Origin of the sequence: Bacillus sp. FJAT-27245 (assembly GCF_001273955.1) — a bacterium.
Lineage (GTDB): Bacteria > Bacillota > Bacilli > Bacillales > Cytobacillaceae > Bacillus_D.
Genome location: NZ_LIGI01000001.1, coordinates 598,787 through 624,068 on the forward strand (window position 1 = coordinate 598,787; position 25,282 = coordinate 624,068).

General features: G+C 44.2%; 24 protein-coding genes and 1 pseudogene. 20 read left to right on the plus strand and 5 right to left on the minus strand.

Annotated features, from left to right (window positions below):
* The first annotated feature begins 8 nt into the window (after positions 1-8).
* The 7 genes from ADU24_RS02855 to ADU24_RS02885 all read left to right on the plus strand — a co-directional run bounded on the left by ADU24_RS02855 (position 9) and on the right by ADU24_RS02885 (position 8,781).
* Positions 9-2,060, plus strand: coding sequence for a catalase (locus tag ADU24_RS02855; protein ID WP_053365213.1), 2,052 nt, complete (start codon positions 9-11; stop codon positions 2,058-2,060).
* 514 nt (positions 2,061-2,574) lie between these two features.
* Complete coding sequence (locus ADU24_RS02860; protein WP_053365214.1) at positions 2,575-3,042, plus strand: CarD family transcriptional regulator; 468 nt, start codon at positions 2,575-2,577, stop codon at positions 3,040-3,042.
* Positions 3,043-3,383: 341 nt separating this feature from the next.
* Positions 3,384-4,043, plus strand: coding sequence for an acetate CoA-transferase subunit alpha (gene atoD, locus ADU24_RS02865; RefSeq protein ID WP_082306788.1), 660 nt, complete (start codon positions 3,384-3,386; stop codon positions 4,041-4,043).
* Positions 4,043-4,690, plus strand: a complete 648-nt coding sequence (locus tag ADU24_RS02870; protein WP_053365215.1) for a 3-oxoacid CoA-transferase subunit B — start codon at positions 4,043-4,045, stop codon at positions 4,688-4,690. The genes atoD and ADU24_RS02870 overlap by 1 nt, the downstream gene beginning before the upstream one ends.
* A 287-nt stretch (positions 4,691-4,977) precedes the next feature.
* Positions 4,978-6,414: a GntP family permease gene (locus tag ADU24_RS02875; RefSeq protein WP_053368754.1), complete on the plus strand. Its 1,437-nt coding sequence runs from the start codon at positions 4,978-4,980 to the stop codon at positions 6,412-6,414.
* 36 nt (positions 6,415-6,450) lie between these two features.
* Positions 6,451-7,233, plus strand: coding sequence for a 3-hydroxybutyrate dehydrogenase (locus tag ADU24_RS02880; RefSeq protein ID WP_053365216.1), 783 nt, complete (start codon positions 6,451-6,453; stop codon positions 7,231-7,233).
* 141 nt (positions 7,234-7,374) lie between these two features.
* The gene (locus ADU24_RS02885; RefSeq protein WP_053365217.1) at positions 7,375-8,781 is read left to right on the plus strand and encodes a sigma-54 interaction domain-containing protein; all 1,407 of its coding nucleotides are present in this window, start codon (positions 7,375-7,377) and stop codon (positions 8,779-8,781) included.
* 57 nt (positions 8,782-8,838) lie between these two features.
* Here the strand turns inward: ADU24_RS02885 and ADU24_RS02890 are convergent, their stop codons facing one another.
* Positions 8,839-10,743: an alkaline phosphatase family protein gene (locus ADU24_RS02890; protein WP_053365218.1), complete on the minus strand. Its 1,905-nt coding sequence runs from the start codon at positions 10,741-10,743 to the stop codon at positions 8,839-8,841.
* 184 nt (positions 10,744-10,927) lie between these two features.
* Here ADU24_RS02890 and yunB point away from each other — a divergent pair, with 184 nt between their 5' ends.
* From yunB to ADU24_RS02925, 8 genes are all read left to right on the plus strand, one after another.
* Positions 10,928-11,698, plus strand: coding sequence for a sporulation protein YunB (gene yunB / locus ADU24_RS02895; RefSeq protein WP_053365219.1), 771 nt, complete (start codon positions 10,928-10,930; stop codon positions 11,696-11,698).
* 70 nt (positions 11,699-11,768) lie between these two features.
* A complete protein-coding gene (locus ADU24_RS02900) occupies positions 11,769-12,266 on the plus strand; it encodes a DUF1259 domain-containing protein (RefSeq protein ID WP_053365220.1) in 498 nt (165 codons plus the stop codon).
* A gap of 131 nt (positions 12,267-12,397) precedes the next feature.
* A complete protein-coding gene (locus ADU24_RS02905) occupies positions 12,398-13,375 on the plus strand; it encodes a ring-cleaving dioxygenase (protein ID WP_053365221.1) in 978 nt (325 codons plus the stop codon).
* 145 nt (positions 13,376-13,520) lie between these two features.
* Positions 13,521-14,429 carry a D-alanyl-D-alanine carboxypeptidase family protein gene (locus ADU24_RS02910; RefSeq protein ID WP_053365222.1) on the plus strand — a complete coding sequence of 303 codons (909 nt, stop codon included), beginning with the start codon at positions 13,521-13,523 and terminating at the stop codon, positions 14,427-14,429.
* Between the two features lie 142 nt (positions 14,430-14,571).
* Complete coding sequence (locus ADU24_RS02915; RefSeq protein WP_053365223.1) at positions 14,572-15,558, plus strand: proline dehydrogenase family protein; 987 nt, start codon at positions 14,572-14,574, stop codon at positions 15,556-15,558.
* Positions 15,559-15,644: 86 nt separating this feature from the next.
* Complete coding sequence (locus tag ADU24_RS22885; RefSeq protein ID WP_156324505.1) at positions 15,645-15,791, plus strand: hypothetical protein; 147 nt, start codon at positions 15,645-15,647, stop codon at positions 15,789-15,791.
* A 545-nt stretch (positions 15,792-16,336) separates the two neighbouring features.
* A complete protein-coding gene (locus ADU24_RS02920) occupies positions 16,337-16,864 on the plus strand; it encodes a CBO0543 family protein (RefSeq protein WP_053365224.1) in 528 nt (175 codons plus the stop codon).
* 64 nt (positions 16,865-16,928) lie between these two features.
* On the plus strand, positions 16,929-17,402 hold the full coding sequence (locus ADU24_RS02925; protein WP_053365225.1) for a CBO0543 family protein: 474 nt from the start codon (positions 16,929-16,931) through the stop codon (positions 17,400-17,402).
* Here ADU24_RS02925 and ADU24_RS02930 read toward each other — a convergent pair.
* The 4 genes from ADU24_RS02930 to ADU24_RS02945 all read right to left on the minus strand — a co-directional run bounded on the left by ADU24_RS02930 (position 17,389) and on the right by ADU24_RS02945 (position 22,201).
* Positions 17,389-18,495 (minus strand): GerAB/ArcD/ProY family transporter, encoded by a 1,107-nt coding sequence (locus ADU24_RS02930; protein WP_053365226.1) that lies wholly within the window; start codon positions 18,493-18,495, stop codon positions 17,389-17,391. The two genes, ADU24_RS02925 and ADU24_RS02930, sit on opposite strands and share 14 nt — an antisense overlap.
* 18 nt (positions 18,496-18,513) lie before the next feature.
* Positions 18,514-19,602: a Ger(x)C family spore germination protein gene (locus ADU24_RS02935; RefSeq protein ID WP_053365227.1), complete on the minus strand. Its 1,089-nt coding sequence runs from the start codon at positions 19,600-19,602 to the stop codon at positions 18,514-18,516.
* A 16-nt stretch (positions 19,603-19,618) separates the two neighbouring features.
* Entirely contained in the window at positions 19,619-21,130 is a 1,512-nt protein-coding gene (locus ADU24_RS02940) for a spore germination protein (protein WP_231689554.1), read from the minus strand.
* A gap of 159 nt (positions 21,131-21,289) precedes the next feature.
* Complete coding sequence (locus tag ADU24_RS02945) at positions 21,290-22,201, minus strand: TetR/AcrR family transcriptional regulator (RefSeq protein WP_053365229.1); 912 nt, start codon at positions 22,199-22,201, stop codon at positions 21,290-21,292.
* A 184-nt stretch (positions 22,202-22,385) separates the two neighbouring features.
* Between ADU24_RS02945 and ADU24_RS02950 the strand changes: the two genes are divergently transcribed.
* From ADU24_RS02950 to ADU24_RS02970, 5 genes and pseudogenes are all read left to right on the plus strand, one after another.
* Entirely contained in the window at positions 22,386-23,888 is a 1,503-nt protein-coding gene (locus ADU24_RS02950) for a DHA2 family efflux MFS transporter permease subunit (protein ID WP_053365230.1), read from the plus strand.
* Between the two features lie 75 nt (positions 23,889-23,963).
* Positions 23,964-24,155: pseudogene (locus tag ADU24_RS02955) on the plus strand (DUF302 domain-containing protein); the annotation flags it as partial.
* A gap of 146 nt (positions 24,156-24,301) precedes the next feature.
* Positions 24,302-24,649: a hypothetical protein gene (locus tag ADU24_RS02960; RefSeq protein ID WP_053365231.1), complete on the plus strand. Its 348-nt coding sequence runs from the start codon at positions 24,302-24,304 to the stop codon at positions 24,647-24,649.
* A 2-nt stretch (positions 24,650-24,651) separates the two neighbouring features.
* Positions 24,652-24,912 carry a metal-sensitive transcriptional regulator gene (locus ADU24_RS02965; protein ID WP_053365232.1) on the plus strand — a complete coding sequence of 87 codons (261 nt, stop codon included), beginning with the start codon at positions 24,652-24,654 and terminating at the stop codon, positions 24,910-24,912.
* A gap of 139 nt (positions 24,913-25,051) precedes the next feature.
* Positions 25,052-25,279 (plus strand): sulfurtransferase TusA family protein, encoded by a 228-nt coding sequence (locus ADU24_RS02970; RefSeq protein WP_053365233.1) that lies wholly within the window; start codon positions 25,052-25,054, stop codon positions 25,277-25,279.
* Positions 25,280-25,282 lie beyond the last annotated feature (3 nt).

Consider the following 25,282-nt stretch of genomic DNA (forward strand, 5'->3'; position numbering starts at 1 on the left):
GATGATGAATGGTAAAGGAGAATCGCGATCCGAATATGAGTAAAAAGCAGGAACAGCTTGAACAGTTCAAGGTTGATGACCATGGGAAGAAGCTGACAACGAATCAAGGCTTGAAGGTGTCGGAGGATGAGTTTTCCCTGAAAGCCGGTGTGCGTGGGCCTACATTGATGGAAGATTTTCATTTCCGTGAGAAGATGACTCATTTTGACCATGAGCGGATTCCGGAAAGGGTTGTCCATGCCCGCGGGTTTGCGGCTCATGGGGAGTTCCAGGTGTACGAGTCGATGCAGGAGTATACGATGGCGAAGTTTCTCCACGACCCATCGAAGAAGACTCCGGTATTTGTCCGCTTCTCAACAGTTCAAGGTTCGAAGGGGTCGGCGGAGACGGTCCGTGACGTCCGCGGGTTTGCGACAAAGTTTTATACGGAAGAAGGGAATTATGATCTGGTAGGGAACAACATTCCGGTGTTCTTTATTCAGGATGCGATCAAGTTTCCGGACTTTGTGCACGCGGTGAAGCCTGAACCGCATAACGAAATGCCGCAGGGTGCGTCCGCCCATGATACGTTCTATGACTTCATCGCCAATAATCAGGAATCGGCGCATATGTTGTTATGGCAAATGTCGGACCGGGCTATACCACGCAGTTTCCGCATGATGGAAGGCTTTGGCGTACATACGTTCAGATTCGTGAACGACCAGGGTAAGGCCCATTTTGTCAAATTTCACTGGAAACCGGTGCTTGGCGTCCACTCACTTGTATGGGACGAGGCACAAAAAATTGCCGGAAAGGACCCGGACTTCCATCGCCGCGATTTGTATGAATCAATTGAAAGCGGAAATTATCCGGAGTTTGAGCTTGGCGTCCAGATGATTCCTGAGGAAGAAGAGTTCCGGTTTGATTTTGATATCCTTGATCCAACAAAGTTATGGCCAGAGGAAGAGGTGCCGGTCAAGATTATCGGGAAGATGACATTGAACCGAAATGTAGACAACGTGTTTGCCGAGACTGAACAGGTCGCATTCCATCCTGGCCATGTTGTGCCTGGGATTGATTTCTCGAATGACCCGCTGCTGCAGGGCAGGTTATTCTCCTATACGGATACGCAGTTGCTGCGCCTTGGCGGGCCAAACTTCCACGAGTTGCCGATCAACCGCCCAGTTTGCCCGTTCCACAATAACCAGCGCGACGGGTTTGGGCGCCAGACGATCAATATCGGCCAGGTGAGCTACCATAAGAATTCCCTTGCGCAAAATACGCCTGCACCAGCGTCTCCCGAGGAAGGTGGATATGTCCATTATCAGGAGAAGGTCGATGGCCGTAAAATCCAGGCCCGCAGTGACAGCTTTAAGGATCATTTCTCCCAGGCGTCCATGTTCTGGAATAGCATGACTCCGCCTGAAAAGCAGCACATCATTGAGGCATTGACCTTTGAACTTGGAAAGGTGAAGTCACCGGATGTACGCCAGCAGGTTGTCGATATGCTCGCCAATGTGAGCATGGAACTGGTCACCCCGGTTGCCGAGGCGATTGGAGCCAAGGTGCCGGAATCGAGGGAGCCTGCATCTTTAAAGTCATCCCCAGCGCTTAGCATGGCGAACACTGTGAAAACAGCGGAAACGCGAAAGGTTGGCGTGCTCGTGGGAGATGGTTTCAGCGGCAATGAAGTTAAAGCGATAATAGATGAACTTAAGGCGGAAGGGGCGATCCTGGAATTCATTAGCGAAAAACTGGGATCGGTACCAGGAAGTGACAATTTCGAACTGCCAGTCCATCATTCGTTCCTGACGGCCGATCCTGTCCTCTTTGATGCAATCTATGTGGTGGGAGGGGCGGAAAGCACCCCGAAATTCAAAAAGGCTGCCCTCTACTTCCTCCAGGAAGCATTCGAGCATTACAAGCCGATTGGCGCTACCCATGCAGGGGCCGAGTTAGCTGAACAAGCCGGTATCGTCGGTCAACCGGGCGTTGTAGTTTCCAGCGATCCAGAGGAGTTTGCCGGGCAATTTGTTCAAGCCATCGCAGCGCACCGCCACTGGGACAGGCAGGKTCAGTAATTTTTGAAGTTTATGGATAAATAAAATTTTTTTTAATTAGAAATCCGCTGGTGCGTCAAAACCGGCGGATTTCTTGTTGTCTAGGAAATTACAGAATTGAACCTTGTGGATAACTCGAATTAAGTTATTGTAATCCAGCTCCAGCGCCTAGCCCCTCGAGGTCATAAGCCGGTTCCCTCCGGAGGGCAGGCCCATCCTGCGGGACCCGTCTTATGCTTGTCGGGGCTGACCAAGGCGCTTGCGCATTTTGTTCTTGTTAGAAGTACAGCGCAATTTTAAATATACGAATCCACTCATTTGTTAGTAAAAATTTATTTGTGAGGTTCTGTGTTTTCAACGGACCAGCTTACTTTCCTTTATTAGAAATCGGGTCTGTTAGCCTCTTTTGTTAGGATCGATATTTTTTATAAAAATATATTGACAATAAAAATATAATTATGATATTATAGGGGATTTGATTAAAAAGTGAATCCGTGTTACCATTAAGGGGTTAGCATTTATGGAGGTGGATTAGATGTTTCAAGTTGGCGATAACATTATTTATCCAATGCACGGTGCAGGTAGAATTGAAGCCATAGAAGAAAGAGAATTCTCTGGGGAAAGTCAAGAGTATTATGTCATAAAAATGGCAGTCACTAATATGAAAGTGATGATTCCAACACGTAAAATTCTGAGTTCAAAAATACGGCCCGTTACTGATATACTAGCATTGAAACACATCCTGGACAGTTTTCGGCATGGGGAATCAGATCGTTCACTGCCATGGAAACAAAGGTATAAAGTAAATACAGAAAAAATAAGAACGGGTGAAATGAAACAAGGTGCTGAAGTTGTACGTGATTTAATGCGTATGAAGAAAGAAAAAGCCCTTAATTCAAGCGAAAAGAAAATGTTGAATGATGCATATGAATTTTTAATTAGTGAATTGCACTTAATTGAAGGTATTACTGAAAAACAAATAGCGAGTTTCAGTGTATCCTGATTTTCTCAAGAGGCATTTTATTTCAAAGGGCAGTCTACCACGTTAACTTACTTTTTGAACCATACCCCTCTCCATGTGATCTCCACCATTTATCCATTTTTCAAAAACTCACTACAGCCATTTGATAAAACTTGCATTCTTTATCGATGGTGCTAAAAAAGCAGCCATAAAAAACCAAAAGGTATAACACCTCATGAGCTGAGGGAGTTATACCTTTTTTGCTATAAAAGTCTTGAACTGATGGATTTTTTGGCATAAATTATTGGCACGCTTCTTGCACCGTAATAGGGTGTGTGAGTGGATCGGACTCACTTCCACAAATAGATTTGGGGGTGTGAAAAGTGAATAAGGTAATTTCGAAAGAAGAAGCTGCTTCATTTTTCCGGGACGGGATGACTGTGATGGCGGGAGGCTTTATGGGTGTTGGGACGCCGCAAGACCTTGTTGACGTAATGCTTGAAAAAAATATTAAGGATATCACACTAATTGCCAATGACACTGCTTTTATCGAAACCGGGGTTGGCCCATTGATTGTCAATCATCGTGTCAAAAAGGTAATCGCATCCCACATTGGGACGAATCTGGAAACAGGCAGGCAAATGATTGCCGGAGAAATGGAAGTTGAGCTTGTTCCGCAGGGGACGCTCGCCGAACGCGTCCGGGCAGGCGGTTCTGGACTTGGCGGGGTGCTGACGCCCACAGGAATTGGGACGGTTGTCGAGGAAGGAAAGGAGAAGATTACGGTTGATGGCCGTGAATTCCTGCTTGAAAAACCGCTCCGTGCCGAAGTGGCGATCCTTAAGGCGTATAAAGCCGATAAGGCCGGCAATCTTGTCTATCACCGTTCGGCGCGTAACTTCAACCCTTTAATGGCAATCGCAGCCGATGTTGTCATCGCCCAGGTTGAAAAAGTCGTCGAAGTCGGGGAAATCGACCCGGATGATGTTATGACCCCGGGCATCCTCGTTGATAAAATTTTGGTGCAAGGAGGCTGTAATTAATGGCGATAACACTAGTTAACCCGAAACAGCTGATTGCTTCGCGTGTCGCAAAGGAATTGAGGGATGGAGATGTCGTGAACCTGGGAATCGGGCTTCCGACTATGGTCCCCAATTATTTGCCCCAAGATGTGAATGTCATCCTCCAATCTGAAAATGGATATGTAGGGCTGAAGCCTCTTGAAGGTGAGATTGATCCCGACCTCGTAAATGCCGGCGGCCAGCCAGCCGGAATCATTCCGGGCGGAGCGTTTTTTGATAGTTTGTTTTCTTTTGAACTGATTCGCGGGGGTCATATCGATGTTACGGTGCTTGGTGGCCTTGAGGTGGACGAAAAAGGAAACCTTGCGAACTGGATGGTTCCCGGCAAAATGGTCCCTGGGATGGGCGGTGCAATGGATTTGGTAACCGGAGCGAAAAAAGTTATCGTGGCAATGGAGCATTGCGCAAAAAGTGGGTCTTCCAAAATCCTTAAGGAATGCCGCCTGCCTCTTACCGGCAGAGGTGTTGTAGACATGGTCGTGACCGAGCTTGCTGTTTTTCGAGTAACAGCTAAAGGACTTGTCCTGGAGGAACTTCAAGAGGGGGCGACATTGGAACTGGTCCATGAGAAAACGGAAGCAGCGTTTAGGGTGAACCTTTTAAAATGAAACTAGTCTGAGGATGGAATATCCCGGGCATCCAGCCAAATTTCAAATCACAAATAACAGAACATTCCGTAATTACGGAATAACTATATTCGGGTTTCCGGAATTTCGGAAAAACGTCGGATTAGTAAGTGTCAAAAAAGGGTAAAGGGATAAGTGTTTATTCAAAATTATCAGAAAAATAATTGTTGGCACAAAACTTGCATTCTTAATAGATTGTAAGCTTTGTTTTGTAAACGCTTTCCAAAGGGGATGGAATGGGGCTTACAAAAAATCAAAGGGGGATTTATATGGAGTTATTCGGTATTCTTTTGGCGCTGGGCCTTCTGATGTTCGTGGCCTATCGCGGCTTTTCTGTCATCCTTTTTGCACCAATCTGCGCACTTTTGGCTGTTGTCCTGATTGATCCAAGCCATGTGCTGCCATTCTTTTCAGGGGTCTTCATGGAAAAGATGGTCGGATTCATTAAATCTTATTTTCCTGTCTTTTTGCTCGGTGCAATTTTCGGAAAAGTAGTTGAAATGTCGGGGATTGCAGAGTCGATTGCCAAGACGATTGTAGGCTGGCTCGGTGCCAAGCGGGCAATTTTAACAATTGTCTTGCTCGGCGCAATTCTTACTTACAGCGGGGTAAGTCTGTTTGTTGCAGTTTTCGCGATTTATCCATTTGCCGCCCAAATGTTCAGGCAGTCGAATATTCCTAAACGGCTTATTCCAGGAACGATCGCATTGGGTGCATTTACGTTCACGATGGATGCATTGCCGGGCACGCCGCAAATTCAGAACGTTATCCCGGCTCCATTCTTTAAGACGAACATTTATGCCGCCCCGACACTGGGGATCATTGGAGCCATTTTCGTTTTTGCATTGGGGATGCTTTACCTGGAGTGGAGGAGGAGGAAGTCTGCAGAAGCGGGTGAAGGCTACTACGGCTTTGATTCGGAAAATGCCGCGGCCCTGGAACAGGCTGAAGCGGAGAAAAATGCCGCCGTTCCAAATATGTCACTTGAGCAATCAAGAGCAAAACAACTATTGGCATTCGTCCCGCTTATCCTTGTTGGCGTTACGAATAAGCTGTTTATTACCCTGATTCCAAAATGGTATCCGGAAGGCTTTGATTTTGCGAAAATTGGGCTGAATGCCTATACGGTCGATGTTTCAGCGGTCATGGCCATCTGGGCAGTTGAAATGGCGCTCGTAGTCGGGATTATTGCCACGCTTGCCTATGACTGGAATCGGGTAACACTTAATTTCAAGGAAGGCCTGAACCTTAGCATTGCCGGCGCGCTTCTTGCCACAATGAATACAGGTGCCGAGTATGGATTCGGCGGAGTCATCGCCGCTCTTCCGGGTTTTGCGAAAATAAGCGATGGCATTTCGAGCACATTCACAAATCCGCTTGTAAACGGAGCTGTAACAACGACCACCCTGGCCGGGATTACCGGTTCCGCTTCCGGCGGTATGGGGATTGCGCTTAGTGCGATGGCTGATAAATATAACGCAGCAATCGCCGCGGCAAATATTCCGCCAGAAGTCATGCACCGTGTCGTATCCATGGCTTCCGGAGGCATGGATACCCTGCCTCACAACGGGGCGGTTATCACTTTGCTGGCTGTTACTGGCTTGACCCATAAACAGTCCTACCGTGACATTTTTGCCATAACGATCATCAAGACAGTTGCCGTATTCGTCATCATTGGCACCTACTCATTGTTTGGATGGGTTTAAAAAAGAGAAGCTGTAATCCAATAGGGAGGCTATTCTATGAAACAATTGGAAGGAAAAACAGCGTTTATTACAGGGTCTGCAAGCGGTATAGGACTGGAAATCGCCAAGACATTTGCTGAAGAAGGGGCAAGTGTTGTGATCTCGGATTTAAATCGGGAAAAGTGTGATCAGGTGGCAGAAACGCTGCGGGACGAAGGGTTTGAAGCTTTATCAGCCCCTTGCGACGTAACGAATGAAGAAGCTTATAAAAATGCGCTTGGGCTTGCGGCAGAAAAATTCGGGAAAATCGATATCCTGATCAACAATGCCGGGCTTCAGTATGTATCACCTATTGAGGAATTCCCGACAGAAAAATTCGAGCTGCTTGTAAAGGTCATGCTGACCGCACCGTTCATTGGCATTAAGAATGTTTTTCCAATGATGAAAAAGCAGGGATTCGGGCGTATTATCAATATGGCTTCAATTAACGGGGTCATTGGGTTTGCCGGAAAGGCCGCATACAATAGCGCCAAGCACGGCGTAATCGGCCTAACAAAGGTTGCTGCCCTTGAAGGTGCCGCTGATGGAATTACTGTTAATGCCCTTTGCCCGGGCTATGTCGATACCCCGCTAGTCAGAGGCCAGCTTGGCGACTTGGCCAAGACGAGAAATGTACCTTTGGAAAGCGTGTTGGAAGAGGTCATTTATCCGCTTGTTCCGCAAAAAAGGCTTTTATCGGTAACGGAGATTGCCGATTACGCAGTCTTTTTGGCAAGCGACAAAGGCAGGGGGATTACCGGACAGGCTGTCATCCTGGATGGAGGCTATACTGTGCAGTAAAGCGCCTTTTTAAAATAAGACGAGAAGTCCTGCCTTTTTACTCGGCAGGGCTTTTTCTTAGTTGAGATTAGTCAGAAATCTCAGTACATTTAAAGCCGATTACTGATATAATTATCTTTACTAGTCTGAAAAGGTGGGGAAATGGTGAACGCGCGAATCGATGATATTCCTGTAAACTGGCTCGAGGAAATATTGAACCTGTCTGCCGAGCGGATTGTTGTCACCGACCGTGACGGCATCATCATTTATATCAACGAAGCTTATTGTGAATTTCTTGGCACCACTGTGGAAAAGGCGATGAAAAGGCCTGTCCAGGAGGTGATTGAAAATACGAGGATGCACATTGTCTCCCGAACCGGGCAGGCGGAAATTGCCGCTGTCCACCACATCAACGGGAGTGAAATGATTGCCAACAGGTTTCCTCTCATTGTGTCGGGAGAACTAGTCGGGGCAGTGGGAACAGTCATGTTCAAGGATCCTGAGGAGCTGCATTTGTATAAAAGCAAAATCCAGAATCTCGTTGAAGAGTTGAAATACTATAAAACGAGAGAAGGAAGTGAATTTACAAGCAAGTATAGCTTTTCGGACCTGATTGGGACGAGCCGGTCTTTTATGGATGCAAAAGCGCTTGCGGAAAGGATTTCAGTCAGCCGCTCTGCTGTACTCCTGCTGGGTGAATCGGGAACCGGGAAGGAGCTGTTTGCCCATTCAATTCATGCCAATAGCCTCCGTTCTGCGTATCCGTTTGTACCGATAAACTGCGCATCAATTCCGGAACATCTACTGGAATCCGAGTTGTTTGGCTATGAGGATGGGGCATTCACAGGGGCGAAAAAGGGAGGAAAGAAGGGTCACTTCCAGCTTGCCAACAGGGGGACCATCTTCCTGGATGAAATAGGCGATATGYCGCTTGCCATGCAAAGCAAATTGCTCCGTGTATTGCAGGACAAGGAAATCCAGCCCGTCGGCGGACAAAAATCAGTCTCGGTTGATGTAAGGGTCATTACGGCCACCAATCGCAACCTTGAAAAGATGGTAGCCGAAGGGAAATTCCGCCAGGACCTTTATTACCGGCTGAATGTCATAAAAATAGAAATCCCGCCGCTCCGGGAAAGAAAGGACGATATCGAGCAAATTGCCCTTAACCTCGTGGAAAAGCTCGAAAAGAGGTTCCACCGGAAATCCGTGCGGCTGTCCCAGGAAGTCATCCGTTTGCTGAAACGGCACTCCTGGCCGGGCAATATACGCGAACTCGAAAATGTCCTTGAACGGTGCATCAATGTTCTGGATGGGAATGTAGTTAAGCCTAACCACCTTCCGCTATATTTACGGGACCAGGAGGCACTGCCATTTGATGCCGCCGCTCAACCGGAAAACCCAGCCGGAACAACGGTAAAGCCGTTAAGGGAAGCAATAGCTGAAGCCGAAAAGCAGGCCATCCTCACAGCCCTCGCCGCTGCCGGCGGAAACCGCCAGGAAGCAGCCAAACTCCTCGACATCGGCAAAACAAGCCTTTACGAAAAATGCAGGATTTACGCTATTAAATAAAAAAGCCAGGCTTAACAAATTTGAGTGCCTGGCACCTTTTTTTGTCAAGCCTGAACTTTAGTTTTCTGTTAGCTCGGGGATAGGTTTTCCTTCAACAAAGTCGGGTATATCGATTTTCATTAATTTATACAAGGTGGGCGCAATGTCCAATGTGGTGATTTCTGATTCAATCTTTCCCCGGGTTATTCCTTCCCCGGCTGCCATAAAGACCGGAATCAGCTCTTTTCGGGATGGATCGCCCCCATGGTTGCCAAGTTCATTGACCATCATTACTTTGTTGCCATCGCCCTGCGCCATATAGTAGCCTTTTTGGGCAACTAAAAGAACATCTCCTGTGTTCTCGTGGCTGTTTTGGATTTTGATGACTTTTTCATATGGTGAAATTAGTTGTATCGAGGGAAACAGCAGCTTTATGGCCCTTACTGGATTGGAAAAATCACCATTAAACTCGGTGTTGTTGTTCGATAGTTGGGCGGATACGAAGGATAAATAATTTTTGAGTTTGATTTTCTTTTTTTCAACTTTCGCATTCTCGAAAATCTCAGCTATCCTTTTTTGGAGAGAGTCGTAATCCCTTTGTTCGACAATCCCCTTTTTTTCCCGCCCTTTTAAGTTAATGTAAATATGTGCAATCTCCCCGCTGGCGACAGCAAACGCCTTTGATTTTTCGTAATTGATCTTCCCGTTTCCATCCTTCACCAATAACCCTTCCTTCTCCAATTCCTCATTTGGCGAAAGTCGGGAATGGACTGGCTCCATCCCGTGATCGGATACAAGATAAATGCGGTCATTTTTATTTAACTTTGAAAGGACCTGGCCCAGCATTTCATCAGCCAAGCGGTAAGACCAGCGAATATAGTTGAGATAACGTTCCGACTTTTCCCTTGAATAACCGGGCTGCCTTGGGTCGACAAGGAGGTAGTTATGCGATTCATGGTCGATTTGTGGATAATAGAAGAACATAATGTCCGGTTTGTAACGTTCCTTGATATATAATGATACATCTGTTGTCCATTGTGCGAAGCGCGTACTAATCTCCTCATATTCCTTCCGGGTAATCCATTTATTCGCCAAAGCTTCATCGTCATCCTGAACAGGGAAGTAGCCGAACTTTGAATTAATGTCATTTTTAAAATCCCCAGGCCCTTCAATATTTCCTGATGTCACTGCTGTCCGGTACAGTTTGGCATCGGAGAGGTCTGCCTTATTTGTTTTAATTTTAAAAGAAAAGCCCGCCAAGTCTTTGTCTTTTGTCATGAATGAGAGAGAGCCCCATTCGTTCGCACGTACAGTCTCTGCATCTTTCATAGTTGGATCCAATGAAACTTGGAAGGTATCGTAAAATTTCTCCGTCCCCTTTTTTGATTTGGCGGCAAGCAGATGGATATAACGTGTATCCCCTTTACTAATCTTCAATGGAAAAACGGCTTTTTTATTTTTAGAATTTGTTTTACGGAAATCAAGGTCGACTAAATCACTGCCAGCCCAAGTCTCTCCGTAATAAATTGCGTAATCTGCGTGATTTTTAAACTTTGGATTAGAACCTGGAAAGAGGATCGTCGCAGTCGTTTTTCCTTTTTTACGAGCGACAGACCATACGGGTTCGGAATCAAGCGGTGAAAAAAATGCGCTATCCATGTTCGTCAATTTTTTATCCGGTTTATGGATTTCGTTGCTGACCATTCCGGATTTATTTGGCGTTGTTCCCGTGGCGATGGCAGCATGGGAAGCTGACGTCAAGGAAGGAAATATCGTTTGGATGTTCTCTGCATACATCCCTTTATCAGCAACATCTTTAAAATTCGGCATGATCCCCTGCTTCATGTAAGCTTCCAACAAGTCCTGGCGCATCCCATCATACGAAATAACTACTTCAGTAGATTTGCTGTTTCCGCTCCCGAAAGCAGGGAAAGGAATGCTTGCCATAAGTAAAACTGAAATACAAATAACCAATTTTCTCATATTATTCACACCTTATTTCTTTAAAGCCTTTGTGGTGATATTCCCTTTAGGAGCCTTGGTAAAACGAAGGGTAAGTAAACTGGCTGAAACAATGGCAAAGCCCGATCGAAACCTAACCTGCACGTACTACAAAAAGGACCTCAAGCATATACAAGTAATAGCCTAAATGCGGGGAGGGTCCCATTTGAGGAAAATCAAGAGAAGTTATCGCAGGCGGGGACCACTGCCATTAAGATATGTACTTTTAATTTCACTAGTAGCATTTGTATTTGTCACGTATCAAAGTTTAACTATTATCAATAAACAAATTGAACCTAGGTTAATTAAAATTGCCGAAACAAAGGCGAGAGAATTTGCGTCTCAGGCAGTAAACAAAGCCATATCGCAATATGTATTGGATAATATAGAAGTCAAAGAAATTATTGTCGTCCATAATAATTCGGGTGAGATTGGTTACAGCTTTAACCAAAGAGTATATACACAGGTGATATCAGACATAACAACAAGGATTCAACAATATTTAAACCTTCTTGAGTCAGGCAAAATTGAAGAACTTGAAGCTTTTAAGGAATTTAATGCTAGTGACTCTAAAAAACACCAGGGATTAATATATGAAATCCCGATTGGAATGGCAACAAATAATTCATTGTTTTCCAACCTTGGTCCAAAAGTACCGGTACGGTTCGAAATATTAGGGGATGTTACAGCTAATATTGAGACAAAAATAAGAGAAACCGGGATAAATAACACATACCTGGAGATTTATGCAAAAACTCATGTTCAAATGAGCGTTATTATACCTTTGATTAAAAAAGAAATAAATGTGTCAAACTCAATATTAATTGGCGACCTATTTTTACCAGGGAAGGTGCCTCAATACTACAATGGCGGTGGAAGAGGAGGGAGTGATGTTAATCCAATTGTCATTCCGGATGGAGACGGTGTTAACCCGTAGGGCTTAACTATCCTGCGGGTTTTTTACATATGGCCGACCCAGAAGGGCACCCTAAGGATGGAGGTGCCAAATGAAAAAGCTATTGATAATAACTGGATTGTTTTTGAGTTTTATTTTGCCCGCGGAGGAAACATCCGCAAAACAAAGCCCCGACTGCAAGGTGCTCGAACAAATTTTTAAAACAAAAGTCAAGGAAGCGGATGGAGTATGCAAGGTTGAGATAACCCGAAAAAACCTGGAAGTCACGCATTTTGGAAATAAGGTATCCCCAGAATTAATTGAACTCGGATTCGGGTTTAATTTCAAAAAAACTGACGGGCAGACAGCACTAATAGGTGAAATGGCCTTGCTTGAGGAAGAGGTCAATCCAGTCATTGATGCACTAAGAAAAGGTGGATTGGAGGTAACCGCTCTCCATAATCATCTAATGTACGAGCGTCCGAGGATCATGTATCTCCATTTACAGGGTAAAGGTGACATGATTAAGCAAGCAAATACTTTAATCAACGCAATCGCTGCGACAAAAGAGTTAAAAGAGTATCAGCAATCAACAGGGCCTCATCACTAAGAGGCTCTTTACATTGACAGATGAAAAAATTCATGATAAATTTATCTCAAATTAAAGATATTTTTATTAAGAGTAAATCTCCAGCAAATGGGGAAAAAATAAATCAAGCACCTTTATAGGAGGTTTTTATATTGAATCGTTTAAAAGGTATACACCATGTGACCGCTATTACAAGCAGCGCCGAAAAGAATTATGAGTTTTTTACGTATGTGCTTGGCATGCGGCTCGTCAAAAAAACAGTCAACCAGGATGATATCCAAACATACCATTTGTTTTTCGCGGACGATGTTGGCAGCCCGGGAACGGATATGACCTTTTTTGACTTTCCTGGTATTCCTAAGGGGAGCCATGGCACGAATGAAATTTATAAAACATCTTTCCGTGTGCCAAGTGATGCAGCTCTTGATTACTGGGTAAAGCGTTTTGACAGGATGGGGGTCAGCCATACCGGAATCAAGGAGCAGTTTGGCAGAAAAACACTGCCGTTTGTCGATTTTGATGACCAGCACTACCAGTTGATTTCGGACGAAAACGTAAAAGGGGTTTTGCCGGGTACCCCATGGCAAAAAGGGCCGATCCCGCTTGAATATGCCATCACCGGCCTTGGGCCAATATATGTACGCACCGCCCATTATGATTACTTTATACAGGTTGTTGAAAAGGTAATGGAATTCACAAAAGTGGCGGAGGAAGGATCCCTCCACTTATTCGAAGGCGGKGAAGGCGGAAACGGCGCGGGGATCGTGGTCGAAGCAAATACAGTGCTCCCGCAGGCGTTGCAGGGGTTTGGAACAGTCCACCATGCAGCGTTTAGAGTGGACGATAGTTCGGCGCTGGAATATTGGATGAAACGGATGGAAAGCTTCGGTTTCCAGACATCCGGCCTGATCGACCGTTTCTTTTTCAAATCGCTCTATGTAAGGGTCGCCCCGCAGATTCTTTTTGAATTTGCGACAGACGGGCCGGGGTTCATGGGTGATGAGCCGTACGAAACCCTGGGGGAAAAATTATCACTTCCGCCATTTCTTGAACCAAAACGGGAACAAATTGAAGCAAAGGTTCGTCCAATAGATACAGTAAGAAGTACCATAGAATTTTCCAAGGAATAATTCGAAAAATGCAGGGGCCAAATTATAGGTCCCTGTTTTCTATTGCCTAAAAAATGATATCAGTTTATCTCCTTAAAGCATTTTTTTATAAATGGGTAATCATGCTTTTTGGAAAAAGGATTTTTGAGGTGAGGGAGGGAGCCAAATGAAAAGAATATACAGGCTGGCCGCGGCAGCCGCTATCATTTTTGCGTTGTTGGCAGGAGCGGGCTATTCGACGTTTTACATAAAGGGTCCTATTGTTAATGCCAGGGCTGCGATTTTAATCGACTCGGAAACAAAGGATGTTCTGTTTGCGCAAAATGAGGACATGCCTTTTCCCGCCGCGAGCATGACCAAGCTAATGACGGCTTATCTCATTCTGGAGAAAATCCAGGCGGGGAAGTTCGGCTGGAACGATGGGGTGAAAATATCCGAGAGTGCGGTTGGCAGTGAAGGGGTTTCCCTCCCTGTGAAACTGGGAGATACGCTTACCGTACGGGATTTATTCATGGCGATGGAAATCGCATCGGCCAACAATGCAGCTGTCGCCTTGGCAGAAAAAGCAGCGGGAACGGAAGCTGAATTCACGGCATGGATGAACCAGAAAGCAAGGGATATAGGGCTCTCGGAGCATACCCAGTTTATAAACGCGACCGGACTGGCAAATCGTAACGGACAAGAATCTATGATGACAGCTGCCGACGTTGCCGCTCTAGCAACAAGACTGATAGAAGATTACCCTGAGATACTTGCCATTTCAAGCCTGCTGGAATACAGATTACAATATGATGGATTGGTTATTCTTACAACAAATGCCATGCTAAGTAATCCGGATTTTGCCTTTAAAGGCGTTGATGGCCTTAAGACCGGTTTTACGGATGCTGCCGGCTATTGCTTCGCCGGTACAGCAAAAGTTGGCAGGAAGAGGCTGATCAGCGTTGTTATGGGGACGGACGGCAAAGAAGCGCGATTTTCCGAAACAAAAAAGCTTTTCGCCTACGGTTTTAAAAAGCCTTATTTTCCGCCGGTAAAACAAGCTGTTGCTAAAGAAATAAGCAGGTTTGGGCTATAGACTGGCAGCTTAGACGAATCTTTTAATTACCACAGTGTAAATGGTAAAAAAAGCTATTGTAGAAAAATTTTAATTAAATTAAATTTGATAATTTTGAAAAGAGGCATGCTATAATAGAGGAAAACAGCAAGGAGCAAAAGGGATGCTTAGAGACTTTTTCATTGGGCTTTCTAAAAACCAATTTCTGAACACTGCAGCCAAAAATTACGGCTTGAAACTCGGCGCGCAAAACGTTGTCGCAGGGACAACTATTGAGGAAACAATTGAAAGCATTAAAGAGCTTAATAGACACGGAATTTCTGCAACCGTTGACAACCTTGGCGAATTCGTCTTCCAAGAGGAAGAGGCGATTGAAGCCAAAGAGCAGATTCTAAAGGTCATTCAGGCAATCCATGACCATAAGGTCGATGCACATATTTCCATCAAGCCTACCCAGGTTGGCCTTGACATTGGCTTTGAGTTCTGTGTGCAAAATGTAAGGGAAATCGTCGCGAAAGCAAATGAGTATGGCATTTTTGTCAACATCGATATGGAAGATTCGGGCCATCTCGCGGCGACCCTTGAACTCGTGGACATTCTTTCCGCTGACTACGAAAACATCGGTACCGTTATCCAGTCTTATCTCCACGATGCCCAGGAACAAGTTGAGAAGTATAAAAACATGCGGATCCGCCTCGTAAAAGGCGCCTACAAAGAGCCTGCGGAAATCGCCTATCAGGACAAAAAGGACATCGACGCGAACTATGTCCGCATTATCGAGTGGCACCTGCTGAACGGTAAATTCACATCCATTGCAACCCATGACCACAACATCATCAACTATGTCAAGCAATTTGTGAAGGAAAACAATATCCCGAATGACAAATTCGAATTCCAGATGCTTTACGGATTCCGCCGGGACCTTCAGCTTCAACTTGCGAAGGAAGGCTACAATTTCTGCACATACGTACCATTCGGAAAAGACTGGTACGGCTACTTTATGCGCCGCCTCGCCGAAAGGCCGCAGAACCTGAACCTTGTATTCAAGCAAGTGTTCAACAAAAAGACGAATACCATCCTTGGAGTGGCTGTTGGAGCTTTCTTGGCGGGCAGGCTGTCAAAAGGTAAAGATAAAAAGAATAAAAGATAAATAGGAAAAGGCCAGGTCTCCTTTAACGAAGAGACCTGGCCTTTTTTATATTGAACCTGATGCATGGCAACACAGGGAGACAAAAAATGTCCCGGAAAAAACAAGGTTTAGATTGGGTCTTTTTGGAAAACACTTTAATAGGCTGTAATACACCACAAAGGGTGGTTTTAACGAATGAATTGATAACAGGACCATCTGCCGATTATGCGAAAAATATAAGAAAAGCCCTATAAAGAGTACCGCCCTCTATAAAAAATAAACAAGTTTGCTAACCAGATGGCAGGACTGAAACCTCCTGAAATTCTTTCGGACAATAAAGGAAGATTTAGCGCCCGAACAGCGGTAGATAGCACCTCCTTCGGGCTCTAAAGGAAGATTTAGCGCCCGAACAGCGGTTGATAGCGCCTCCTTCGGGCTCTAAAGGAAGTTTTAACGCCCGAACAGCGATGGACAGCACCTCCCTTGGGCTCTAAAGGAAGATTTAGCGCCCGAACAACGGTAGATAGCACCTCCTTCGGGCAATATTAGAGGAATAAACCACTCCTTTTGGTGAAGAACCAAATAGGCTGTTTTTTTTGCTTAATAAAATTCAACCTAATTTTCGGTAAAGGATTCTGATTTGCGGAGAGCCTTTTTCAAATCTAAAATGTATAGTGGATTTTCTGGCCAACGGGCTACCACAAGGAGTATTTCGGTCACCTTAAGCCTGGATGCAAGATATTAACTTATTGAGAGTCAACAGCTCATATGGCGCTTTTTTGTAAAGGATGTGTATGGAATGAATGCGGTTTACGGCCTTTTATGGCTTGCGGCGCTTTTTAAATGGGGAGATTTGAAAAACTGGAAGAAGTATTATTCTACCATCTTGTTTTTTGCACTCGGTGATCTTTTGTATCTTTACTTGCTCTCCGACCGTTATCCAATGTGGAGATATACCCCGCAGGGAATCGACTTGGAGAAAGGTTTGACGAGCGCACATATTTCCTTGTCCATCATCTTAGTAAAATACCCCGCGACAATCCTTATTTACCTCTCGAAATTTCCAAAGAAAAAGGGAGTCACCCAGCTTTTTTATATTATGTGCTGGGTCCTTCTGTATTCGCTGAATGAACTTAGCGATATAAAGTTAAACTTAATAAAGTATTACAACGGCTGGAATTTTTATTGGTCAATCTTTTTCAATGCGGTTATGTTTTCAATGCTGAAAGTCCACTACTCAAGGCCAATATTGGCATGGCTGCTCTCCATTCTTTTTATCGTATTATTATGGAATGTTTTTGATGTTCCAAAAGGCGTTTTTCGATAATAGGTTTACTTTGAGGGCAAACTAGCAAAAAACCATCTATTCATAGAAAGCAGGGGCGAAAAGCTTGCTTATTTTACTTATCGTTTCCATCATCTCGATAGTATGTGTCCTCGTTATCCCAAAGCGGCTTTCAGTGCTGGAGATGTACACCACTTCCTTGTTCGCATCCTTGTTTGGTGTCGTTACTGACTTATACTTGGGCGTAAAGCTTAACTTGTACGGGTTTTTGGATAAAAGGATAAATTGGGAATATATCCTTATATTGTTGTTTGTATATCCAGCAGCAAACATCCTTTACCTTAATTTCTACCCCCATTCAGGAGGGTTTTTTAAAAAAACATTCTACATTATCTTCTGTACATGCCTTGTAGGAGGAGCCGAGTATATTTCGATTCACACTCATACTTTTTATTACCGGGGATGGGAGATTTGGTACTCCCTCCTCGCATACCCCCTTATCTTCAGTATTCTCGCATTAAATCTTAAATTGGCGAGAAAGATGTCAAAGAGGGATGCCAGCCCCATCAAGGCTGGTTAGACCGGCCTTTTTTAAAAAGTTTTTTTCGAATAAGGCTAACGAGAAAAATAAACGGAATGTAGCCATAAATAAAGGAGATGATTACATACATGCCAGCTTTATTAATATTCTGCCCGAACAAGATATCCTCAAAGCCGATATTTAATATGAAATAGGCTGTCATGATTCCCAACAGCGACCTGGAAGGTTTAAAGTTAAAAGTGATTTTCAGTGTCCGCGTACACGACCATACAAAGATGCATACTGTCGAAACAATCACAATAAAAAATACAAAAATAAAGATAAACTCGAAACTCTCCACGACTGAAAAAGAAATGACTTTAATCATTGTAAGTGTCGGCCATTGAGTATGGAGAAGCTTTCCCTGGGTGTAGTACAAAAATGTTACGATCGTTATAGTGAAATACAACAATGTCGTCATCAATAGGCCCAAATAAGCCCATTTGGTTGATTTGTTGCCATTTTTAATAAAGGGGAGGTAAATAAATACACACTCAAAGCCCGTAAAAATAATTGTGCTGTGTTTGGCCGATTGCAGATAATCACTAAATCCATGAGCGAAGATCGGCATGATGTTTCTTATCTGGAAGTATTGAAAAAGCATGATGAAGGGGAGTGAAATGAGAAGTGGGATGAGTACTCCCCAAAAAGCAAGGCCAGTAACAATCCGGAATCCACCGAGAACGATATAATAAACGACAATACAAATCCCAAGAGATAGTTCCCAGAGAGGAATTCTGTCAAAAGCAAAGGTTTGGAGAACGTCAATATAGTTATAGATGGTCAGGAAACCGCCCAGCAACAAATAAAAAACAAGCCCTGTATTCGCCAGCTTCCCGAAGAAATTTCCGAATGCCTCCAGCTGGAAAGAGGCCAAATCCCCTCCTGAACTTGTTTTTATTGCACTAAAGCCCATTGCCAATACAATGCTAATGCTCGCTCCAACCGCGAGGACTGATATCCAGGCATCCTGGCCGGCTGCTTGGGCGATTTTTGTTTGAAAGTTTAACAACCCGAAGCCAACCTGCGAGGAATGGAGCAGGAAGAATAGAAGAAACGGTGAAACTTTATTTTTTTCCTGGACTGCTACCATCATTTCACCCCAATTCCGTCATCTCATGATTCCAGCCTGAATGATCGTTGTTTTAACTTCAATCGCGACTTTTAGTTTTTTATATTGTTCCTTATAAAACTTTTTTTCTTCCCAATTCCGGTCGTGTGCCCTAAATCTGTCGCCAAACCCAAGAGGATCTACCTCATTTTCCTTAAGAGTTTCGATTAACTTGGAAAGTTCAGACTTGAAATTTTTTTCAATTGCTTTTTCAAGCAAATGAATGTCTTTTCGATTGTGCAAGTTGATCCAGTAGGGGTATTCCCGAATATAGACAAAGACACTAAGAGACAACTTTACCGAAGGCTCCGTACCTGGTTTAATATCCAGCCATTCAGGTTTATTCTTCATCGTGCGCACGACAATGGTATCTTTTCTGGATCCGTCTTTAATAGGTATCTCCAGTAGTCCCATATGTTTGTATTCATCCAGCATTCCAAGAAAAAAGGACTGTTTATCATTTAGGGAGAGTGTGTATTGATCATTTTTGAAAATTGCCATCCCGTTTATGTAAACATTTTGTTCAGTCCCTAGCTTCACAATTGGCATGTATGGATCCCGTCCACGGCCATAATAATTATTTAAAAAAATATGTAGATTGGACCGGGGGAAGGAGGCAGTTGTATAGTTCTGGACAATGGTATCTGATAGTGAAAGTGCGCCTTTTTTTTTGACCTCTTCCAAATATTTTCTGGCAGTAGGAATAACGACAGCCATCTGTATGTCAGTGGCAATCATCGGATTGTTAAATACCGTGTCAATAATATGTCCTATACCCTTCCTCGCAAACTCCTCCCCGAATACAATGACCTGTATTTTGGATAATTCAATTGGATTTTTTGTTTGTTCATTTGTCCGGTGGAGCAGCATACCTGAGGTTTTGCCACGTGTTTTCCTGATCTGGATATTCTCCTGGCTTTTGCTTTTCGTATAATCGGGATAAAGGGAAGTAGCCATTAGCCCGTCCTCCCCATAGGTGTCATAGCCAATCGTATTGATGATAGTCAATTGGTCGACAATCTTCGTTCTCTCGCAAGCCGCTATTAGCAGCGAAAGAAGGCTTATAGCAACGAGCGCTTTTCGATTCATATGTCCCCGCCTTTTCTTATTCCGTATTGATATCCTTTTCCCTATCATTTTTTCCCGAGGGTGAAAACCGGTTTTCCTTCAGCGCCCGTAAATAACTTGGGCGCTTGTTTGCTTTATAATAAGGAAACCGTATAAAGGCATCCCCCATACTCGCTGGCCTGAATGGAAACAACGGAATCATATAAGGGATTCCAAGCGATTTAAGCCGGAAAAGATGGCCGAGAAGCAGGACTGCCCCTACGGCAAGCCCATACCCGCCCCAGATTGCGGCGATAAATATAAATGGGAATCGTAGAAGTCTAACCGTATTCGACATTTTGTAAATGGGCGTTGTAAAGGATGACAAAGCGGCTAGCGCGACAATAATGAGCAGAATATTGCTAGTAAGGGCCGCTTGCACAGTTGCCTGCCCGATGACAATCCCGCCGACAATTCCAAGTGTTTGGCCGATTTTACTTGGCAGCCTTGCCCCCGCTTCCCTGAGGAGTTCAATTGTTATTTCCAGAAAGAGTACTTCCAGGAATGGCGGGAAAGGAACGTTTGCCCTGGAAAAAATAATTGGGCCAAGCAAGTTTTCCGGGATAATTTCAAAATGGTACGTTAGGACAGCTATATAAATCGGAGTGGCGAAGACAGAAAAAGATACCCCGAAAAAGCGGATCAACCTGAAAAAAGACCCCTGAACCCATGAAGCATAATAATCTTCGGGAGAGTTGAAGAAGTCCAGTATCGAAACTGGAGCGGTAATCGCATAACAGGAGCCCTCAGCCAAAATAACAATTTGGCCAAGCTTCAGAGCGTAGGCAGCCTTGTCCGCTCTTTCGGTTGACAAGAATGGCGGAAACGGTGTTGTGGAATTGTCCGATAGCAGTTGCTCGACAATCGTATTATCATGGATAACATCAAAATCAGCATTCTTGATCCGTTCCCTTGCGGTCTGGATAAACTCTTGGTTGGTTATCCCGTTTAGATAAAGGATGGCAACCCGAGTTTTCGAAATATGTCCCACTTCGTGTTCTTCAACTATCAGATCTGTCGTAACAAGCTGTCTCCGTAACAAATGCAAATTTGTATCCAGGTTTTCGATAAATCCGATTTTTGGGCCAATTACACTAAACTCATTATCCGTTTCATTGTTTTGGCGCAAGCCTTTCGTCGGATTGGCGATATTGACCAGTGCGAACTTTTTGCCATCCTTTAACTGGAGGATAGCATGGCCCTGGTTGAGTTTTTTCTCAGCGGAACTCGTATCTTCGGTAACTTCAATTCCTTCCAATGGAATGATGTTTTTCAAATCGGTAAGGTCGATGAGCATGTCCGAATGGCTCTGGATGGCTGGAAGCAGCACGCGGCGCAACAGCTTCTCATCTATTAATGGCGCATAGCAGCTTATTGTAAGCCGGTTATTATCCAGAGGGGAGAACGATTGGAAATCGGCTGAACGTTTGGCGGCTTCAAGAATGTCATCGAGCTTCTTTTGGCTATTTTCCTGTTTCTTTTGTGAATTGCTTCGCTTCCATTTGAACATAGTGCCCACCATATTCCTTGTTAGGTAATCTCGTTATTCCCTTATTATGTATTTTTGCCAGATAAGTATGTATGCGGACTGGAAAGTGCAGTATTTTAGTGTTTGTGAAAATGGAGATAAAAAAAGCTTCCGGACAGGATCCGAAAGCAATCTTCAGGTTTAATGGTCACGTGCGGAGGAATGTGAAAGGATAAGGGATGCAAGTCCTTCGAGTTTTTCGAGCCCGGCCTGGTAGGCTTGAGCCTTTTCATCCGGTGCGGCAGCCTTCAGGGAGTTTAACACACTTTCAATCAGGAACCCCCGGGGCACCTTGGAATGGAGGAGTTCTTCCTCCATAAAATCCAATAGTTCGTACAGTTTTTGATAATCTGTTCCATGCAGTGCTTTTTTCATTTTGACAATTGCCTGATGGAGATGTTGCTGGAATTCAATGTTTTTCTTCGCGCATCCTGGTAGCCATTGGTCCAATATGGACGGATCGAGCAAGCGGTCATCCGCTTCTGAAACTTCATGGACAATTTTCACGATTCGGTCCACGCTGTAACGGACGATTTCGTGCATCCCCAGCCTAGAGCCGGGCGACATCGAATTGAATTTCAAGTTTTGTTGAAGCATGCCAATGAACATGATGGCACAATCAAGAAGATAAGGCTTTTTTTCATCGCCAAAAATGTCTGTGAACCTTTGAAAAACCCAATGCACATTTCTAAGATGGTTCTTCTTCAGGAATTCTTTCAGGCCTGAATCGTTTGCGATCATGACTTCTTCGTACAGGGAAAGCAGCTTATTCGCTCTGTTCGTTTTCAAATGCAGCTCTACTTGTTTAATGAAGATGCCAATATCCGAGCGTTTTTGCCCAATCAGCAAATCATTTCGGTCAATTTCAAGCTGTTTGTTAATCGATTTAATTAACTCGATTAACAGTTCGTTTTTTGAGGAAAAGTAATTATAAAATGTTCCTTTTGAGATGCCGCTATAATCAAGGATATCCTGGATGGAAGTGGACTGGAATCCTTTTTCAATAAACAGTTGGTGCGCGGTTGTAATAACATGTTGTTTTCTGTCGTTCATTTTAATCACCCGGCCTTATTATACTGCCTGTATAAAAAGTATACTATACTTTTTAAAAATAGTGAAAAACCCAATAATGGAGCAGGAATTTTATGTTGAATATTTTAGACCGATGGTTTATGATAAAGTGCGTGTGTAACGATGGTCTACAATAATGAACCGCAAGTATACAGGAGGAACAACAATGGAACAAACAATAAATAAGCACGGCAGGCCGCCTTATGGAATAATAGCCGTTTTGATGATTGGCGCCTTTATCGCCTTTTTGAATAATACATTGCTCAATATCGCGCTTCCTTCCATTATGAGGGATTTAAAGGTTGAGCCTTCAACAGTACAGTGGCTGACCACAGGGTTTATGCTTGTGAACGGCATACTCATTCCGGCCACAGCCTACCTCATTCAGAAGTATTCGGTCAGACGCTTGTTTCTGGCGGCGATGACCTTGTTCGCAATCGGGACCATTGTCGCTGGGACCGCGCATGTTTTCCCGGTTTTGCTGGCGGGAAGGATGCTGCAGGCTTCGGGTTCGGCAATCCTTATGCCTCTGTTAATGAATGTAATGCTTGTCAGTTTTCCGATTGAAAAACGCGGGACCGCCATGGGGGTTTTTGGTTTAATCCTCATGTTTGCCCCCGCAATCGGGCCTACTTTATCAGGCTGGATTATTGAACATTACGACTGGCGGATGCTTTTTCATTTTGTAACGCCAATTGCGATTGTCATAATCCTAATTGGCTTTTTCCTTCTTAGGGATAAGAAAGAAAGGGTCGATATCCGGCTTGAAACACTTTCGCTCGTATTATCAAGTATTGGATTTGGGGGCCTCCTGTACGGGTTCAGCTCAGCAGGAAGCAAAGGCTGGGATAGCCCTTATGTTTATGGGACAATCGCAATAGGAGTCGTATCCCTAATCATATTTATCTTGCGCCAGCTCAAGCTTGAAAAACCATTTCTTAACTTCCGTGTTTACCGCTATCCTGCGTTTGCCCTTGCGTCTGTCATTTCGATGGTTGTGAACATGGCGCTCTTTTCCGGGATGATCCTTCTCCCTATCTATGTACAGAATTTAAGAGGCATTTCCCCGATGGATGCAGGTTTGCTGCTCATGCCGGGCGCGATTCTGATGGCGATTATGTCGCCTATTACCGGCCGCCTTTTTGATAAAGTCGGCGGAAGGCTGTTGGCAATTATCGGACTGTCCATTATCGTCATTACAACATATGACTTCAGCAGGCTTACACTGGAAACATCCTATACGCATCTCATCATCCTGTATTCGGTGCGGATGCTTGGGATGTCGATGGTTATGATGCCTGTTTCCACAAACGGCCTGAACCAGCTGCCAACCCGCCTGTATCCGCATGGAACCGCGATGAACAATACAATGAACCAGGTTTCCGGTGCAATTGGTACAGCACTGCTGGTCACGATTATGACGAACCGGACCGAGTCACAGGCAAAGGAACTTGGCCAGGAAGCGATGAAGAAATTGACCGAGCAGCCAACCCCTGAAGTGCTTGCCCAGATGAAGCAGCAGGTATTGACGGAGGCGATGCTCCACGGCATTAACTTTTCGTTCCTGATTGCAACCTTCATTGCCGCTGTCGCACTTGTCCTCGCGTTTTTCATTAAACGTGCCACACAGGCGGAAGATCATCTTCATGAAGGGGCAGATGGAAGGTAGATTGCAAACAATTCATAACAACTTGGAAGCAGCCAAATCAGGCTGCTTTATTTGTTTTTTTGAAAAAAAAGCTACGTGAATAAAGAAAATAAACTAGTAGGATATTTTTTGCCGTGCAAACTAGTTGTTTACAAAGAGAAGGGGAAGACGAAAATTGGTATGCCGAGGCCGTCAGCCCTTATAAGCATGCTGGAGAATGAACAATTGAAGAAATTTGCTGAGGATATTGAAAACCGGCTCGCAGTCTGTATCGACAAAAGTGTATAATGCCTACATTTCAAAAAACAAGCGGCTTTATGGACGCTTGTTTTTTTGATTTCAAGATTCTTATTAATAAGGGTTGACAATATACCTGTGGGGGTATATTATGAGTGATGTAATCAGCACCACAAAACGTATATGGAGGCTCCGGAATGATGTTACTTGCAGGTTCGGTGCTTGCTCTTTTTCTTCTCTTATTGATATATAGAAGGTATATGCCGGTTTACGGGATTCCTCTCAAAATTATTGAAGAGGAAACAATCGGAAATGATATAATAGTGGATATACGTGATTATGCTGCTTCATCAAAAAATCCGATTAAGGGGTCTTTGCCCATCCCGGCGGCCTATCTGGCCAGGTATGCCTCGGAAATCCCTGGTGAAAAGGTACTGATCATTGCGTCGGACCACCTCGAAAAAAATTGGGGCATAAGGGAATTGAGGAAAAAAGGCATTAAAGTCGTGGCTTACACGCTGGCTGGCAAAGAGGAGGGTATGTAAATATGAAATACGATGATCAAATGAAACACCGTGTCAAACGGATAGAAGGACAAATTCGCGGTATTCTCAGAATGATGGAAGAAGACAAGGATTGCAAGGATGTCATAACACAGTTATCCGCAGTCCGTTCAGCCGTAGACCGGACAATTGGCGTCATTGTAAGCTCCAATCTTGTTGAGTGTGTGCTTGATGCAGAGAAAAATGGACAAAAGACGGACGAAATAATTAAGGAAGCGGTAAACCTGCTAGTGAAAAGCCGGTAATCCGCCTATACAATATAGATTTAAAAGTGAAGCAAGAGGTACGTCCCTGCTTTACAAATAAAGGGGTGGAAACCCTCTTTTATTTACAAAATTAAATACCTATACGGGTATGTGTATAAGATAAAAGGAGGAAACAATAATGGAACCAGTAAAAGTTTTGGATGCAAAAGGGCTCGCATGCCCAATGCCAATTGTGAAAACGAGGAAGGAAATGAAGGAGCTTGAGTCCGGGCAAGTGCTTGAGGTTCATGCAACTGATAAAGGCTCAAAAGCGGACATCGCAGCATGGGCTTCTTCAACAGGAAATGAGCTGATTAAACAGGAAGAAGTAAACGGGACCTTTAAATTCTGGATTAAAAAAGCATAATTT

What these genes read in the sequence shown, in the direction of transcription:
- ADU24_RS02950 (WP_053365230.1), top strand. Translation starts at nt 22,386, where the DNA reads ATGGAACAAACAATAAATAAGCACGGCAGGCCGCCTTATGGAATAATA.
- ADU24_RS02970 (WP_053365233.1), top strand. Translation starts at nt 25,052, where the DNA reads ATGGAACCAGTAAAAGTTTTGGATGCAAAAGGGCTCGCATGCCCAATG.
- ADU24_RS02875 (WP_053368754.1), top strand. Translation starts at nt 4,978, where the DNA reads ATGGAGTTATTCGGTATTCTTTTGGCGCTGGGCCTTCTGATGTTCGTG.
- ADU24_RS02945 (WP_053365229.1), bottom strand. Translation starts at nt 22,201, where the DNA reads ATGAACGACAGAAAACAACATGTTATTACAACCGCGCACCAACTGTTT.
- ADU24_RS02900 (WP_053365220.1), top strand. Translation starts at nt 11,769, where the DNA reads ATGAAAAAGCTATTGATAATAACTGGATTGTTTTTGAGTTTTATTTTG.
- ADU24_RS02880 (WP_053365216.1), top strand. Translation starts at nt 6,451, where the DNA reads ATGAAACAATTGGAAGGAAAAACAGCGTTTATTACAGGGTCTGCAAGC.
- ADU24_RS02890 (WP_053365218.1), bottom strand. Translation starts at nt 10,743, where the DNA reads ATGAGAAAATTGGTTATTTGTATTTCAGTTTTACTTATGGCAAGCATT.
- ADU24_RS02930 (WP_053365226.1), bottom strand. Translation starts at nt 18,495, where the DNA reads ATGGTAGCAGTCCAGGAAAAAAATAAAGTTTCACCGTTTCTTCTATTC.
- ADU24_RS02960 (WP_053365231.1), top strand. Translation starts at nt 24,302, where the DNA reads ATGATGTTACTTGCAGGTTCGGTGCTTGCTCTTTTTCTTCTCTTATTG.
- ADU24_RS02940 (WP_231689554.1), bottom strand. Translation starts at nt 21,130, where the DNA reads ATGTTCAAATGGAAGCGAAGCAATTCACAAAAGAAACAGGAAAATAGC.
- ADU24_RS02860 (WP_053365214.1), top strand. Translation starts at nt 2,575, where the DNA reads ATGTTTCAAGTTGGCGATAACATTATTTATCCAATGCACGGTGCAGGT.
- ADU24_RS02915 (WP_053365223.1), top strand. Translation starts at nt 14,572, where the DNA reads ATGCTTAGAGACTTTTTCATTGGGCTTTCTAAAAACCAATTTCTGAAC.
- ADU24_RS02870 (WP_053365215.1), top strand. Translation starts at nt 4,043, where the DNA reads ATGGCGATAACACTAGTTAACCCGAAACAGCTGATTGCTTCGCGTGTC.
- ADU24_RS02935 (WP_053365227.1), bottom strand. Translation starts at nt 19,602, where the DNA reads ATGAATCGAAAAGCGCTCGTTGCTATAAGCCTTCTTTCGCTGCTAATA.
- ADU24_RS02910 (WP_053365222.1), top strand. Translation starts at nt 13,521, where the DNA reads ATGAAAAGAATATACAGGCTGGCCGCGGCAGCCGCTATCATTTTTGCG.
- ADU24_RS22885 (WP_156324505.1), top strand. Translation starts at nt 15,645, where the DNA reads ATGTCCCGGAAAAAACAAGGTTTAGATTGGGTCTTTTTGGAAAACACT.
- ADU24_RS02965 (WP_053365232.1), top strand. Translation starts at nt 24,652, where the DNA reads ATGAAATACGATGATCAAATGAAACACCGTGTCAAACGGATAGAAGGA.
- ADU24_RS02920 (WP_053365224.1), top strand. Translation starts at nt 16,337, where the DNA reads ATGAATGCGGTTTACGGCCTTTTATGGCTTGCGGCGCTTTTTAAATGG.